This window comes from Streptomyces sp. NPDC101166 (assembly GCF_044768125.1).
Taxonomy (GTDB): Bacteria; Actinomycetota; Actinomycetes; order Streptomycetales; family Streptomycetaceae; genus Streptomyces.
On the sequence record NZ_JBIWPF010000007.1, the window covers coordinates 96,184 to 110,949 of the forward strand.

Annotated in this window: 10 protein-coding genes and 1 pseudogene; 4 read left to right on the forward strand and 7 right to left on the reverse strand. The window is 70.9% G+C overall.

Features of this window, described 5'->3' with window-relative positions; translation table 11 throughout:
* Position 1 precedes the first annotated feature (1 nt).
* From ACIRS4_RS14835 to ACIRS4_RS14845, 3 genes are read right to left on the reverse strand one after another with little or no spacing between them, the layout of a single operon-like run.
* Positions 2–913, reverse strand: coding sequence for an ABC transporter ATP-binding protein (locus ACIRS4_RS14835; RefSeq protein ID WP_404194961.1), 912 nt, complete (start codon positions 911–913; stop codon positions 2–4).
* Positions 910–1,818, reverse strand: a complete 909-nt coding sequence (locus ACIRS4_RS14840) for an ABC transporter permease (RefSeq protein ID WP_404194963.1) — start codon at positions 1,816–1,818, stop codon at positions 910–912. Before ACIRS4_RS14840 ends, ACIRS4_RS14835 begins: the two co-directional genes overlap by 4 nt.
* Complete coding sequence (locus tag ACIRS4_RS14845) at positions 1,808–2,773, reverse strand: ABC transporter ATP-binding protein (RefSeq protein ID WP_404195497.1); 966 nt, start codon at positions 2,771–2,773, stop codon at positions 1,808–1,810. The genes ACIRS4_RS14840 and ACIRS4_RS14845 overlap by 11 nt, the downstream gene beginning before the upstream one ends.
* A gap of 225 nt (positions 2,774–2,998) precedes the next feature.
* Here ACIRS4_RS14845 and ACIRS4_RS14850 point away from each other — a divergent pair, with 225 nt between their 5' ends.
* From ACIRS4_RS14850 to ACIRS4_RS14865, 4 genes are all read left to right on the forward strand, one after another.
* Positions 2,999–4,783 carry an SDR family oxidoreductase gene (locus ACIRS4_RS14850; RefSeq protein ID WP_404194966.1) on the forward strand — a complete coding sequence of 595 codons (1,785 nt, stop codon included), beginning with the start codon at positions 2,999–3,001 and terminating at the stop codon, positions 4,781–4,783.
* A 185-nt stretch (positions 4,784–4,968) separates the two neighbouring features.
* Positions 4,969–5,517, forward strand: coding sequence for an RNA 2'-phosphotransferase (locus tag ACIRS4_RS14855; RefSeq protein WP_404194968.1), 549 nt, complete (start codon positions 4,969–4,971; stop codon positions 5,515–5,517).
* Positions 5,518–5,592: 75 nt separating this feature from the next.
* Positions 5,593–6,495, forward strand: a complete 903-nt coding sequence (locus tag ACIRS4_RS14860) for an LLM class flavin-dependent oxidoreductase (RefSeq protein ID WP_404194971.1) — start codon at positions 5,593–5,595, stop codon at positions 6,493–6,495.
* Positions 6,496–6,554: 59 nt separating this feature from the next.
* A complete protein-coding gene (locus ACIRS4_RS14865) occupies positions 6,555–7,463 on the forward strand; it encodes an HAD hydrolase family protein (protein ID WP_404194974.1) in 909 nt (302 codons plus the stop codon).
* A gap of 12 nt (positions 7,464–7,475) precedes the next feature.
* Here ACIRS4_RS14865 and ACIRS4_RS14870 read toward each other — a convergent pair.
* The 4 genes and pseudogenes from ACIRS4_RS14870 to ACIRS4_RS14885 all read right to left on the reverse strand — a co-directional run bounded on the left by ACIRS4_RS14870 (position 7,476) and on the right by ACIRS4_RS14885 (position 14,734).
* Positions 7,476–8,542 (reverse strand): annotated as a pseudogene (locus ACIRS4_RS14870) (peptidoglycan DD-metalloendopeptidase family protein).
* 98 nt (positions 8,543–8,640) lie between these two features.
* Complete coding sequence (gene cydD / locus ACIRS4_RS14875; RefSeq protein ID WP_404194976.1) at positions 8,641–12,141, reverse strand: thiol reductant ABC exporter subunit CydD; 3,501 nt, start codon at positions 12,139–12,141, stop codon at positions 8,641–8,643.
* A 59-nt stretch (positions 12,142–12,200) separates the two neighbouring features.
* The gene (cydB, locus tag ACIRS4_RS14880; protein WP_404194978.1) at positions 12,201–13,205 is read right to left on the reverse strand and encodes a cytochrome d ubiquinol oxidase subunit II; all 1,005 of its coding nucleotides are present in this window, start codon (positions 13,203–13,205) and stop codon (positions 12,201–12,203) included.
* A 20-nt stretch (positions 13,206–13,225) separates the two neighbouring features.
* Positions 13,226–14,734: a cytochrome ubiquinol oxidase subunit I gene (locus tag ACIRS4_RS14885; protein WP_404194980.1), complete on the reverse strand. Its 1,509-nt coding sequence runs from the start codon at positions 14,732–14,734 to the stop codon at positions 13,226–13,228.
* Positions 14,735–14,766 lie beyond the last annotated feature (32 nt).

The window sequence follows — 14,766 nt, forward strand, 5'->3', positions numbered from 1 at the left end:
CCTACGCCGCGACAAGATACGAGAAGACGGACTCGAGGGACTCGTCGGACGGCGACACCGTGAGCAAGCGGATGCCGTTGTCGCGTGCCACTCTCGGCAGCAGCGTCGTGAAACGCCCGAAGTCGACGGCCTGGATGCGCAACGCCCCCTCGGCGACGTCCACTTCGATGCCCGATGTCGACGGGTCGGCGATCAGCGCGGCCGCGAGAGCGCGGTCGTCGCTGGAACGCACCAGGTAGCGGTGCGGGCGGTCGGTCATCAGACGGCGGATCTTGCGGAAGTCGCCGCTGGCCGCGTGCCGTCCGGCGACCACGACCTCGATGTGCCAGGCGAGCTGCTCGACCTCTTCGAGGATGTGCGACGAGAACAGCACCGTGCGTCCCTCGTCGCCCATGCGCCGCAGCAGGTCCATGAGCTGCATCCGCTGGCGCGGGTCCATTCCGTTGAACGGCTCGTCGAGCAGGAGCAGGGAGGGGTCGTGCACCAGGGCGGACGCCATCTTCACGCGCTGCCGCATGCCCTTGGAGTACGTCTGGATCTTGCGGTCCTGCGCGTACTCCATCTCCACCGTGGCCAGGGCCTTCTGGGCGGCCTTGGCGCCCAGTCCGTGCAATTCGGCGTTGGCGACGACGAATTCGCGGCCGGTGAGGAAGTCGTACATCGCCTCGCGTTCGGGGACGACGCCGATGTGCTTGTAGATGGCCTCGTTGCGCCAGACCTGCTGTCCGTCGAGCGTGACGGTGCCGGTGGAAGGGGCGAGGAAGCCGCCCATCATGTTGATCAGGGTCGACTTTCCGGCGCCGTTGGGGCCGAGCAGCCCGGTGACGCCGGGACCGATGGTCATGGTGATGTCGTTGACGGCGACCACGTTGCCGAACCAGCGGGAGACGTGATCGAGGGAGAGCGTGGTCACAGTCCCACCTTCCGGTAGCGGCGCATCAGGAGCCCGTAGCAGGCGGCGATGAGGCCCAGGGCGAACAGGACGTACACCGCGCCCTCGCCCGTGGAGGGGCCGATCCCGCCCGGGAAGGCGGAGGAGGCGCCGAGGAACGCCGACTGCACCCCGTCGATCAGCGTGATCGGCGAGAACAGGCCTATCCAGCGGATAGCGTCGGTGCTGCCCTGGGCCTCGGCGATGGCCTGGAGGGTGGAGACCGCGCCGTAGGAGATGGTCAGGACGGCGATGACGGCGGCGATGCCGAACCCGCGGCGCGGAGTGACCGCGGCGACGACCAGGCCGAGGCCGGCGAAGAGCAGGGAGAGCAGGGTCACGGAGACCAGTCCCTGGGCGAATCCCTTGGTCTGGTCGGCGAAGTCGAGCTTGGCCAGCAGGGCGCCCACGTAGAGCACCAGCAGGGGTGCGGCGGTGAGGATGAACAGCGCCGAGGCGAGCGCGGCGAACTTGGCGCGCACGTAGTCGGCGGTCTCTATCGGCCGGGAGAAGTACAGCGGCACGGTCTTGAAGCGCAGGTCGCGCGAGACGGACTGGGGTGCCTGCGAGGCGACGTACAGGCTGATGACGGCCTGCATGACGACGGCGTAGCGGGTGTACTCCAGCGGGAGCGCGGTCGCCTTGGTGGCGACCGCGACGGCGACCATGATGGCCGCGGGCACGCACATCACCACGAACAGCAGCATGGGCAGCACCTTGGACTTCACCGAGCGGCCGAGGCCGTAGGCGCCGCGCAGGGACTGCGAGTAGAGGGAGCGGCGGGCGTAGGCGCGGCCCAGGCGGGGGCCGTCGTAGCTGCGGTAGCCGATGTTGTGGATGCGGGTCTGGTCACCCGGGAGGGTGGGTGCGGGGTGCTCAACCGCCATGGCCGACGGCCTCCTTCCGTTGTGCGTCGCCGTCCTTGAAGACCTCGGAGATGTGGTGCCGGCGCTGTTCCATGCGCACCAGCCCGAGGCCCAGCTCGGCCACGAGGTCGCGCACCACGTCGTAGGTCTCCTCGCCCCGGGCGGTGAGCAGCAGGATGTGGCCGGCGCCCGGCAGGCCGCTGTCGCCGTCGAGGACGTCCACTCCGCGCGCGTGGAGCGCCTCGCGGACGGCGCGCGTGCCGTCGGGGTGCTCGTCGGTGTCGGTGACCTCGATCGCGAGGGTGGTGGTGGTCTGGGTGAAGTCGGTGGTGGAGCTGGAGCGCAGGAGCTTTCCGCCGTCGACGACGACGACGTGGTCGCAGGTGCGTTCCAGTTCGCCCAGGAGGTGGGAGGTGACCAGGACCGAGATGCCGAAGTCGGTGTGGATGCGGCGGATCAGGCCCAGCATCTCGTCGCGGCCAACCGGGTCGAGGCCGTTGGTGGGCTCGTCCAGGAAGACCAGCTGGGGGTCGTGGACGAGGGCCTGGGCGAGCTTCACCCGCTGCTTCATGCCGGTGGAGTAGCCGCCGATGGGGCGGTAGCGCTCCTCGTACAGACCGACGTGGCGCAGCGTGTCAGCGGTGCGTTCGCGGGCGGCGGTGGGCGGCAGGCCGGACATGCGGGCCATGTGCACGACGAACTCGGTGGCCGAGACGTCGGGCGGCAGGCAGTCGTGCTCCGGCATGTAGCCGACGCGCTCGCGAATTTCGGCGCCCTTGGTGGCGACGTCCAGGCCGAGCACCGAGGCGCGGCCCTCCGAGGCGGGGGACAGACCCAGCAGGATCTTGATCAGGGTGGACTTGCCGGCTCCGTTGGCGCCGACGAGTCCGGTGACACCGGGCCCGACGTCGACGGACAGCCGGTCGAGCGCGGTCACCCGGGGGAACCGCTTGCTCAGGCTTTCGGTAGCGATCACAGTCACGTCTTCGACATTAGTGACGCGCGCCACGTCGGTCGTCAGACCGGAGAGCCGTCTTCGCATCAGCCTTCAGAAGTAGGGGACCGTAGGGGGCCCCCTGCCTGAGAGTTACGGGAGAGGTGGCTCCGGCGCGGGAGCCGCCCTATTGACGATGCGTCTAACGACTGTCAGATTCGGCGGCGTCACCTCACGGACACGCGGAGCGGCGGAGGGGGAGCGGCGATGCTCGAGGGTGCGCGCGAGCGCAGGGTGCGAACCGGCGGGGTCGAGCTGTGCGTGGTCGAGCTGGGAGACGCCGGACGGCCGACGGTCGTCCTGGTGCACGGCTACCCGGACAGCAAGGAGGTGTGGTCCGAGGTCGCGGCCCGGCTGGCCGGCGCCTTGCGTTTCCATGTGGTGCTGTACGACGTCCGGGGGCACGGCCGGTCCACCGCGCCCGAGCCGCTGCGGGGCGGGTTCACCCTGGAGAAGCTGACGAACGACTTCCTGGCCGTGGCGGACGCCGTCAGCCCGGACCGCCCTGTGCACCTGGTGGGACACGACTGGGGCTCGGTGCAGTCGTGGGAGTTCGTCACCGTCGCACGCGCCAGGGACCGGATCGCCTCCTTCACGTCGATGTCCGGCCCGTCCCTGGACCACTTCGGCCACTGGATCAACGAGCGTCTCTCCAGACCGAGTCCGCGCCGGGTGGGCCAACTCCTCGGCCAGGGAGCGAGATCCTGGTACGTCGGTCTGCTGCACACCCCCGCACTGCCCGAACTGGCGTGGCGGGGGCCGCTCGGCAGGCGGTGGCCTGGCGTCCTGCGACGGCTGGAGCGGGTTCCGGACGGTGATTACCCGACGCCCTCGCTTCCTTCCGACGCGGCCAACGGCGCCTGGCTGTACCGGGACAACGTGCGCGAACGGCTGAGTCGGCCGCGCACCGACGCCCGCACGACCGTGCCCGTGCAGCTCATCACGCCCTCGGGCGACGTGTATCTCTCAGAGCGCCTTTACGACGGACTGGAGCGGTGGGCACCGCGGTTGACACGACGGACGCTGCCGGCGAAGCACTGGCTCCCGCGGACGCGGCCCGACCAGGTGTCGACCTGGATCGCCGACTTCGTCATGTCGGTGGAGTCGACAGCGGGTGGCAGGGCCGTCCCGGCCGAAGAGTCCCGGCGCCGGACCCCGTCCGCCTACGCCCAACGCTTCGGCGGACAGCTCGTGTTGGTCACCGGAGCGGGCAGCGGCATCGGGCGGGCCACGGCACTCGCGTTCGCCGGGGCCGGGGCGCGGGTGATCGCTGTGGACCGGGACGCGGAGAGTGCCGCCCGCACCGCGGAGGCGGCCTTGTCGGCCGGCGCGACACAGGCGTGGGCGGAGACGGTGGACGTCTCCGACGAGCCGGCGATGGAGAAGCTCGCGGCGAGGGTCCACGGTGAACTGGGCGTGGTGGACGTGCTGGTGAACAACGCGGGCATCGGCCTGTCGGGCTCCTTCTTCGACACGACGTCCGACGACTGGCACAGGGTGCTGGACGTCAATCTGTGGGGCGTCATCCACGGCTGTCGTCTCTTCGGGCGGCAGATGGCGCAGCGTGGACAGGGCGGCCATATCGTCAACATCGCCTCCGCCGCGGCCTTTCAGCCGGTGAGGTCCCTGCCCGCCTACGGCACGTCCAAGGCGGCGGTCCTCATGCTCAGCGAGTGCCTGCGGGCCGAACTGGCCGGGCGGGACATCGGAGTCACGGCGATCTGCCCCGGCGTGGTGAACACCGGCATCACGACGACGGCCACGTTCGTCGGGGTCGGCCCGGAGGAGGAGAAGCGCCGCCGGAAGAGGGCCGCCCGGGCCTACCGTCTGCGCAACTACCCTCCGGAGAAGGCAGCGCAAGCGATCTTGAGAGCGGTCGTCCGCAACGAGGCGGTGGTCGCGGTGACACCGGAGGCCAAGGCAGCGCGTGCGCTGTCCCGTTTCGCTCCTGGTGTGTTGAGGACGCTGGCGCGTATCGAGCCGCTTCCGTAGAAACGTTGGCGCACATGAGCCCAAGTGATGAGCTCACACGTGTGCTTGCCCAACAGGTCGTATCTGGAGTCGAGTTGTCCACAGGATCGCCAATACTTCTGTGGATAAGCGGAGTTGGCTGTGGACCAAACATCCGGGCGCAAAACGAAATGCGTGATCCACGTCTCACGCGTCATGCTGGACGAATGGACGAAAGACGCACCGTGAAGGTGTCGAAGTACCTCTCGAAACACCTGCGGCACCAGCCGGAGCGGATCGGCCTTACCCTCGACGAAGGGGGCTGGGTCGAGATCGAGGCGCTGATCGCGGCGGCCGGCGCCCACGGGTTCCGGTTCACCCGGGACGAGCTGGACCATGTGGTCGCCGCCAACGACAAGAAGCGCTTCGCGATCGAGGGCGCCCGCATCCGTGCCAGCCAGGGGCACAGCATCGAGGTCGATCTCGGCCTGCCTCCGGCGACCCCACCGCCGTACCTGTACCACGGCACCGTCGCCCGCTCCCTGGACGCGATCCGCGCCGAGGGACTGCTGCCCATGAACCGGCACGACGTGCACCTCTCGGCCGACCGGGAGACGGCGACCCGGGTCGGGGCCCGCCGCGGCCGCCCGGTGGTCCTCTCCGTGGACTCAGGGGCCATGCACCGCGACGGCCATGTCTTCCACGTCAGCGCGAACGGGGTGTGGCTGGCGAAGGCCGTCCCGCCGCGGTATCTGCGGTTCCCCGAGGCCCACTGACACCGTGACCTGTGGCGAGACACACACAGGGTGACTGTTTCACGTGAAACAGTGCGTCCGCATAGGCTCAATGCCATGAGTCTGCGTCTGAGCACTGTGATCCTGCCGTACCGCCGCTGGCGGGAAGGCAGCCGTTCGGCGTGGATGCGCGCCGAGCAACTCGGCTTCCACACCGCGTACACCTACGACCACCTGTCCTGGCGCGCCTTCCGCGACGGCCCCTGGTTCGGCGCGATCCCGACGCTGACCGCCGCCGCGTCCGTCACCGACCGGATCCGCCTCGGCACGCTGGTCACCTCCCCGAACTTCCGGCACCCGGTGACCCTCGCCAAGGAACTGATCTCCCTCGACGACTTCTCCGACGGCCGTGTCACCCTCGGCATCGGAGCGGGTGGCACCGGCTTCGACGCCACCGCCCTCGGCCAGGAACCATGGACGCCGCGCGAGCGGGCAGACCGCTTCGCCGAGTTCGTGCCCCTTCTCGACCGGCTGCTCACCGAGGACTCCGTCTCCTTCGAAGGCGACTTCTACTCGGCGCACGAGGCCCGCAACATCCCCGGCTGCGTCCAGCGGCCCCGACTGCCGTTCGCCGTCGCCGCGACTGGGCCGCGCGGGCTGAAGCTGGCGGCCCGGCACGGACAGGCCTGGGTGACCACCGGCGACCCCCGGCTGTTCGAGAACGGCACGTCCGAACAGTCCGTCCAGGCGGTCCACGGCCAGATCGAGAAGCTGACGGACGCCTGTGTGGCTCTCGGGCGCGATGTGCACTCGCTCGACAAGATCCTGCTCACCGGCTTCACTCCCGACCGCGCCCGCCCGCTGGAGTCCCTGGACGCGTTCGTCGACTTCGCGGGGCGCTACAAGGAGCTCGGCTTCACGGAACTCGTTCTGCACTGGCCCATCCCGGACTCCGACTTCGCCGCGGACCAGAAGGTCTTCGAGCAGATCGCCATGGAGGCGCCGGCGCAGCTGCGCTGACCTCGGCGGCCCCTGCGCCGGCCTCACCCGTGCGGACCGTCGCACGACCGCGCAGGCATATGCGCGAGAATGGCGCGGTGACCTCAGCGACTCGACAGCCCGAGACCCCGGCCGCCGCCACCCCGCCCCGGCTGATCGCCACCGACCTGGACGGCACTCTCCTGCGCGACGACAAGTCGGTCTCGCCACGGACGGTCGCGGCCCTCGCCGCCGCCGAGGAGGCCGGCATCGAGGTCTTCTTCGTCACCGGCCGCCCGGCCCGCTGGATGGACGTCGTCAGCGACCACGTCCACGGGCACGGCCTGGCGATCTGCGGCAACGGCGCCGCCGTGGTCGACCTGCACGGCGGCCCGGGCGCCCACCGGTTCGTGAAGGTGCGCGAGCTGGCCCGGGAGAACGCTCTGGACGCCGTACGGCTGTTGCGCGAGGCGGCGCCGGGAACCATGTACGCGGTCGAGCAGACGTACGGCTTCTACCAGGAGCCGGAGTACCCCAAGATGCACATGGAGGTTCCCGACGCCCTGGCTCCCGCCGAGCGGCTGCTCGCGCCGGACGCGCCGGGCGCCGACGAACCCGTGCTGAAGATCCTCGCGTTCCACCCCACGCTCGACCCGGACGCGTTCCTCACCGTGGCCCGGCTGGCCATCGGCGACCGCGCCAACGTCACCCGCTCCAGCCCCAGCGCCCTGCTGGAGATCAGCGGCCCCGACGTCTCCAAGGCCAGCACGCTCGCCCTGTGCTGCGCGGAACGCGGCATCTCCCACGAGGAGGTCGTCGCCTTCGGGGACATGCCCAACGACGTCGAGATGCTCACCTGGGCGGGCCGGTCGTACGCGATGGGCAACGCGCACCCGGACGTGGTCGCGGCGGCCTCCGGGCAGACCGTCGCCAACAACGACGACGGCGTCGCCGTGATCATCGAAGAGCTGCTCGCGGAGCGACTCCGCGCAGAGGGCCGCGACCGGTAGGCGCCTCGGCCGTCACTGGCCGACAGGAGCCCCGCGTGCCGCCAGCCAGGGCACCGGGTCCACCGCGGAGTCCGCCTCCGGGGTGACCCGTGCCTCGAAGTGCAGATGCGGCCCTGTGGAGTTGCCGCCGGTGCCGGACTGGCCGATCAACTGTCCGGGGCCCACGCTCTCACCCTGGTCCACCGCGACGGCCGCGAGATGGGCGTACTGGGTGCAGTAGCCGTCGTCGTGCTCCAGCACGATCTCGATGCCGAACGCGCCCCCGCAGGACACCCGCGCCACCCTGCCCGCGCCCACCGCCCGCACCGGCGTCCCGATGGGCACCGCGAAGCCCTGCCCGTGTGCCGGTTCGCCCAGTGCCCATCTGCGCTGCCGAAGCCCGCCGACAGGGTGTACCCCTCGACGGACGTGACCCATGCGCCGGAGCAGGACGCCGGTTCCTGGTCCAGCCGCACGGCGCCGCGGCACGCACCGGCGGCGACCGAGGCGTCGGCCTCCCCCCTGCAACTGCCCGCGCGCCTGTTCCAGCTTCTGCTCGATGTCCGCCTTGAGGGAGGCGAGTTCGAGCGTGCGCTGCTCCATCGCCTGCCAGCCGTCGGCCGCCTTCGCCTCGTCCGCCGCGAGCCGCGCCTCCGCCCGCCTGCTCTCCCCGATGGCCTTGTCCACGTCCAGGCTCATCCGCGCGAAGGAGTGCTGCCGGCGGGACACCGCGTCGGGACGGCCGGCCAGGAGGCCCTGCGCCGCGGCGGACAGTTCGCCGCCGGTGCGGTACTGGGCGCGCGCGATCCGGCCGAGTTCCTCCCGCAGCGCGGCGATCTTCTGACGCCGACCCGTGAGCAACGCCTCCAGCCGCTCGACCTCCGCCCGCTGGGCCTCCGCCTCGACCCGCCCGGCCTCGTACATCCGGCCGGCCACGGGCGCGTCCTCGTACAGACGCGCCACCGGCACGCCGGCCCCACCTCCGCACCGGCGCCCTCGCCGCCGGACTCCTCGCCGGCGGATATCGGCGCTGCCGCCAGCAGCGCGGGCACACACAGCAGAACCGGGACGAGCAGCGGGCGGCGGCGAGATGAGCGCATGTCAGCGATCGTGGCCCGGCGGGTCCGCCCGGGTCCTGTTCACGTCGTACGCCCGGGGGACCGGACAGCACGAACGGCCCAGCCGCGTGGTGAGCGCGCTACCGCGCCCCCGCCGGCGTCCGCGCCGCCGTCTCCCGCTCGATCATCGTGCGCAGCGGCCCCTCTTCGGAGGCCAGCTCCGCGTACGCGCCTCGCTGCACGACGCGCCCCTCGTCCAGGACGATCACTTCGTCCACGGCGTCCAGTCCGGCCAGCCGGTGCGTGATGAGCAGCGTCGTCCGCCCCTCGGTGGCGGCCAGCAGGTCCGCGGTGAGGGCGTCGGCGGTGGCCAGGTCGAGGTGTTCCGCGGGCTCGTCCAGCACCAGCACCGGGAAGTCGGCGAGGAGGGCGCGCGCGAGGGCGAGCCGCTGCCGTTGCCCGCCGGAGAGCTTGGCCCCGTGCTCGCCGACGAGCGTGTCGAGGCCGTCGGGCAGGCTGTCGGTCCACTCCAGCAGCCGGGCCCGCCCCAGCGCGTCCCGCAGCCGGTCCTCGGTCGCGTCCTTCCTCGCCAGCAACAGGTTCTCGCGGACCGAGCTGTCGAAGAGATGCGCGTCCTGCGCGCACAGCCCGACGAGCCGCCGCACGTCGTCGCCGTCCAGGGCTCGAGCGTCGACCCCGCCGAGCGTGTACCCGCCCGTGTCCGCGGCGAGGAACCGCAGGAGCACCTGGGCGAGCGTCGTCTTGCCAGAACCGGAGGCGCCCACGACGGCGATCCGGCGTCCCTGGTCCAGGGTCAGGTCGACCCCGGCGAGAGCGTCCCGGCCCTGCCCGGTGTGCCGGGCGCTCAGTCCCTGGAGGACGAGCGGGAACGGCGACGCGGGCGCCTGCCGGGGCCGCTCCGGTTCCCGCACCGGCTCGGGGGTGTCCAGCACCTCGAACACCCGCTCCGCGCTCCTGAGCGATCGCTGACGGTACTGGACGGCCGTGGGCAGCCCGAGGACGGCCTCGAACGCGGCCAGCGGGGTGAGGACGACGACGGCCATGGTCACGCCGCTCAGCCGCCCCGCGCCGACGGCCTGCGCGCCCACGAGCGCGGAGGCGGCGACGGTCAGCCCGGACACCAACGCGGTCAGTCCTGCTCCGAGGGCCGTGGCGGTGGCGGCATGTGAGGCGATCCGCGTGAGCACCGAGTCCGCCGCGCGGACCTCGGCGGTCCGGGCCGGCAGGGCGCCGGCGACGGCCAGTTCGGCGGTGCCGGTGAGGAGGTCGGCCGCGCGGGTGGCGAGTTCGCCGCGGGCCGGGGCGAGCCGGCGCTCGGCCCGGCGCGCCACAGCCGCGGTGACCAGCGGGACGGCCACTCCGGCAGCGAGCAGACCCGCCGCGAGGACCGCACCGGCCTCGGGCAGCAGCCACGCCGTGAAGGCCACGGACCCGGCCGAGACGACGACGGCCGCGCCCGCAGGCAGCAGCCAGCGCAGCCAGTAGTCCTGCAGCGCGTCCACATCGGCGACGATTCGGGACAGCAGGTCCCCCCGGCGCGTGGCGCGCAGCCCAGCGGGCGCCAGCCGCTCCAGCCGCCGGTACACCGCGACCCGGGTGTCGGCGAGCATCCGGAGCACGGCGTCGTGCGAGACGAGCCGCTCCGCGTACCGGAACACCGCCCGCCCGATGCCGAAGGCCCGCGTCGCCGTGACCGCGACCATCAGGTACAGCACCGGCGGCTGCTGCGAGGCCCGGGAGATGAGCCACCCGGAGGTGGCCATGAGTCCGACCGCGCTGCCGAGGGCGAGGCTGCCGAGCAGCAGTGCGAGGGCCAGCCGGCCGCGCCGGGCGCCCGCCATGTCCCGGACCCGGGCGAGGACCGCACCCCCGGAGGGGAGCCGGCTTTCGGGCTCGTACGTCCCTGCAGGCGGCACATCCGCCTCGTGGCCTCCGGGCAGGTCGTCCACCCGGCGGACCGCCGCGACCCGTACCGGTCCCGTGGCCGGCTCCACGGTGTCCAGGCGCACCACGCGGTCCGCCACCGCCAGCAGCGCCGGCCGGTGCACGACGAGCAGCACCGTCCGCCCGGCCGCCAGCCGCCGCACGGCCGCCACGACCTCCGCCTCGGTCTCCCCGTCGAGCGCGGCCGTCGGCTCGTCGAGCAGCAGGACGGGCCGGTCGGCGAGGAACGCCCGGGCCAGCGCGAGCCGCTGGCGCTGCCCGGCGGAGAGTCCGGAGCCCGCCTCACCGAGCACCGTCCGCTCCCCCTCGGGCAGCGCGTCCACGAACTGAAGGGCCCCCGCGTCGGCCAGCGCACGGCGCACGGCCGCGTCGTCGGCGTCGGGGCGCGCCAGCCGCACGTTCTCGGCGATCGTCCCGGCGTACAGGTGCGGGTGCTGCGGCACCCAGGCGACCCGGGACCGCCACTGCTCCAGGTCGATGTCCGCGAGGTCGGTTCCCCCGACCCGGATCCGGCCTTCCGCGGGCCGGACGAAGCCCAGCAGCGCGTACAGCAGGGTCGACTTGCCCGCGCCGCTGGCGCCGACGAGGGCGACCGTCTCGCCCGGCCCGGCGGTGAAGGACACATCGGACACCGCGGCGGCGGACCGTCCGGGATAGCGGACGGTCACGGCGTCGAAGGCGATGCCGCCCGCCGGCGCCGCGCTCGTGCCCGACGCCGGAACCGGGGCCTGCAGCACCTCGAAGATCTCCTCGGCAGCCGCGAGTCCCTCGGCGGCCGCGTGGTACTGCGCTCCCACCTGCCGCAACGGCAGATACGCCTCCGGTGCCAGCACCAGGATGACCAGCCCGATGTACAGGTCCATCTCGCCGTGGACGAGCCGCATACCGATGGTCACGGCGACCAGGGCCACCGACAGGGTCGACAACAGCTCCAGGGCGAACGACGAGATGAAGGCGATCCGCAACGTCCGCAGAGTCGCTCGCCGGTACTCGCCGGTGATGCGCCGGATCGACTCGGCCTGGGCCTTGGCCCGACCGAACACCTTCAGCGTGGGAAGTCCCGCGACGACGTCGAGGAAGTGCCCGGACAGCCGGGACAGCAGCCGCCACTGACGGTCCATCCGCGACTGTGTCGCCCAGCCGATCAGCACCATGAACACCGGGATCAGCGGCAACGTGGCCACGATGATCGCGGCGGACACCCAGTCCTCGGTGACGATCCGCGCCAGCACCGCCACCGGCACGACGACCGCGAGGCCCAACTGCGGGAGATAGCGGGCGAAGTAGTCGTCTAGGGCGTCCACCCCTCGCGTGGCGAGGGCGACGAGTGAGCCGGTGCGCTGTCCGCTGAGCCAGCCGGGGCCGAGCAGGGTCGCCCGCTCCAGCAGACGTCCCCGCAGCTCCGACTTCACGGCGGCGCTCGCGCGGTGCGCCGAGAGTTCGGTGAGCCAGGCAACCAGTGCCCGGCCGACCGCCACGGCCGCCAACGACATGAGAGGAGTGCGAAGTTCGGTGATCGGCAACCCGTGCTGGAACGCGCCGACCACGATCTCGGCGATGAGCATCGCCTGGGCGATGACCAGCGCCGCTCCGACGACGCCCAGTGCGACGACCGCCACGAGGAAGAGGCGAGTGGCGCGGGCGTAGTGGAGCAGTCGCGGGTCGATCGGTTTCACGTGAAACACACCCTCTTCTCAAGGGGCGTGTTCCACGTGGAACACGCCCCGGCTCGGACTCAGTGCACCGACTCGGCGATGTGCTGCGTACCGATCCGCTTGCGGAACACCCAGTACGTCCACCCCTGGTAGAGCATCACGATCGGTGTGGCGATGACCGCGCACCAGGTCATGATCTTCAGGGTGTACGGGCTCGACGAGGCGTTGGTCACCGTGAGGCTCCATTCCTCGTTGAGGGTGGACGGCATGACGTTCGGGAAGAGCGTCAGGAACAGCATGGCCACGGCGGCCACAATGGTGAGGCCGGACAGCGCGAACGACCAGCCTTCGCGACCCGCCTGGTTCGCCACGAGCGCCGCGACCAGAGCGGCCACCGCCACGACCATCGCCACCAGGCTCTTGGCGTCACCGCTGTCGATCTGCGTCCACAGCAGGAAGAGCAGCGCGAGGACGGCGGTCGCCAGACCGACCTTGAGGGCCAGTTTCCGTGCCCGTTCGCGGATCTCGCCGACGGTCTTGAGCGCCGTGAACACCGCGCCGTGGAAGGTGAACAGGGTCAGGGTCACCAGACCGCCGAGCAGCGCGTACGGGTTGAGCAGGTCCCACAGGTTGCCGACGTACTCGAAGTCACGGTCGAGCTTCACGCCGTGGACGATGTTGCCGAAGGCCACCCCCCACAGGAACGCGGGCAGCAGCGAGGTCCAGAAGATCGCGTTCTCCCAGTTGCGCTGCCAGTTCTCCTCGGGCCGCTTGGCCCGGTACTCGAAGGCGACGCCCCGGACGATCAGACAGACCAGGATGAGCAGCAACGGCAGATAGAACCCGGAGAAGAGCGTGGCGTACCACTCCGGGAAGGCGGCGAAGGTCGCGCCGCCCGCCGAGAGCAGCCACACCTCGTTGCCGTCCCAGACCGGCCCGATGGTGTTGATGAGCACCCGCTTCTCGGGCCGGTCGCGAGCGAGCAGCTTGGTGAGGACGCCGACCCCGAAGTCGAAGCCCTCCAGGAAGAAATAGCCGATCCACAGGACGGCGATCAGGACGAACCAGACGTCGTGCAGTTCCATGACTGTGCAGCTCCCTCGGCCTAGTACGAGAAGGCCATCGGCTTGTCGGCGTCAGGGGAGTCGCCGCCGATCTTCGTGGGCGGGTTGAGGTCGGCCTCGGTGAGCTCGGGCGGGCCGGCCTTCACGTACTTCACCAGCAGCTTGACCTCGACGACGGCGAGGATCGCGTACAGGGCGGTGAAGACGATCATCGAGGTGAGGACCTCGCCCTGGGACACACCGGGGGAGACCGCGTCCCGGGTGCGCAGGACGCCGTAGACGACCCAGGGCTGGCGGCCCATCTCGGTGAAGATCCAGCCCCACGAGTTGGCGATCAGAGGGAAGCCCAGGGTCCAGATCGCCGCGAGCCAGTACAGCTTGGTGAGCTTGGGGCTGAGCGCCTTGTCCCGGAAGAGCACCACGTGCGGCACCTCGTCGTCGCCGACCCGCAGGTGCTGCGGCAACATGAACTTCTTGCGGGTCAGCCACAGTCCGGCCGCACCGATGGCGAAGGACGTCATGCCGAAACCGATCATCCAGCGGAAGCCCCAGTAGGCGACGGGGATGTTGGGCCGGTAGTCGCCGGGGCCGAACTTCTCCTGCTCGGCCTTGTTGACGTCGTTGATGCCCGGCACGTACGAGCTGAAGTCGTCGTTGGCGAGGAAGGACAGCAGACCGGGGATCTCGACGGCGACCTTGTTGTGGCCCTTGTCGACGTCGCCGTAGGCGAAGACGGAGAACGGGGCGGGCGCCTCGCCGTCCCACAGGGCCTCGGCCGCTGCCATCTTCATCGGCTGCTGCTCGAACATGATCTTGCCGAGCACATCGCCGCTGACCGCGGTGAGCAGGCCGCCGACGGCCACGGTGACCAGGCCGAGCCGCAGCGAGGTCTTCATCTCCCGGATGTGCTTCTTGCGCAGCAGATGGAAGGCGGAGATGCCCACCATGAACGCGCCGCCGGTGAGGAAGGCCGCCGAGAGGGTGTGGAAGGCCTGGGCGAGTGCGGTGTTCTGCGTCAGCACGAGCCAGAAGTCGGTGAGCTCGGCCCGGCCCTTCGCGCCGTTGATCCGGTAGCCGACCGGGTGCTGCATCCAGGAGTTGGCCGCCAGGATGAAGTAGGCCGACAGGACGGTGCCGATGGAGACCATCCAGATGCAGGCCAGGTGGATCCTCTTGGGCAGCTTGTCCCAGCCGAAGATCCACAGGCCGATGAAGGTCGACTCGAAGAAGAAGGCGATGAGCGCCTCGAAGGCGAGCGGGGCGCCGAAGACGTCGCCGACGAACCGTGAGTAGTCGGACCAGTTCATGCCGAACTGGAACTCCTGCACGATGCCGGTGACGACACCCATCGCGATGTTGATCAGGAAGAGCTTGCCCCAGAACTTCGTCGCCTTGAGGTATTTCTCCTTCTCCGTGCGTACCCAGGCGGTCTGCAGGCCGGCCGTGAGTGCGGCCAGCGAGATCGTCAGGGGCACGAACAGAAAGTGGTAGACGGTCGTGATGCCGAACTGCCAGCGCGCCAGGGTCTCCGGCGCCAACGCCAGGTCCACGTCACCGCTCCTAACTCCACGCTTGTGAAAGC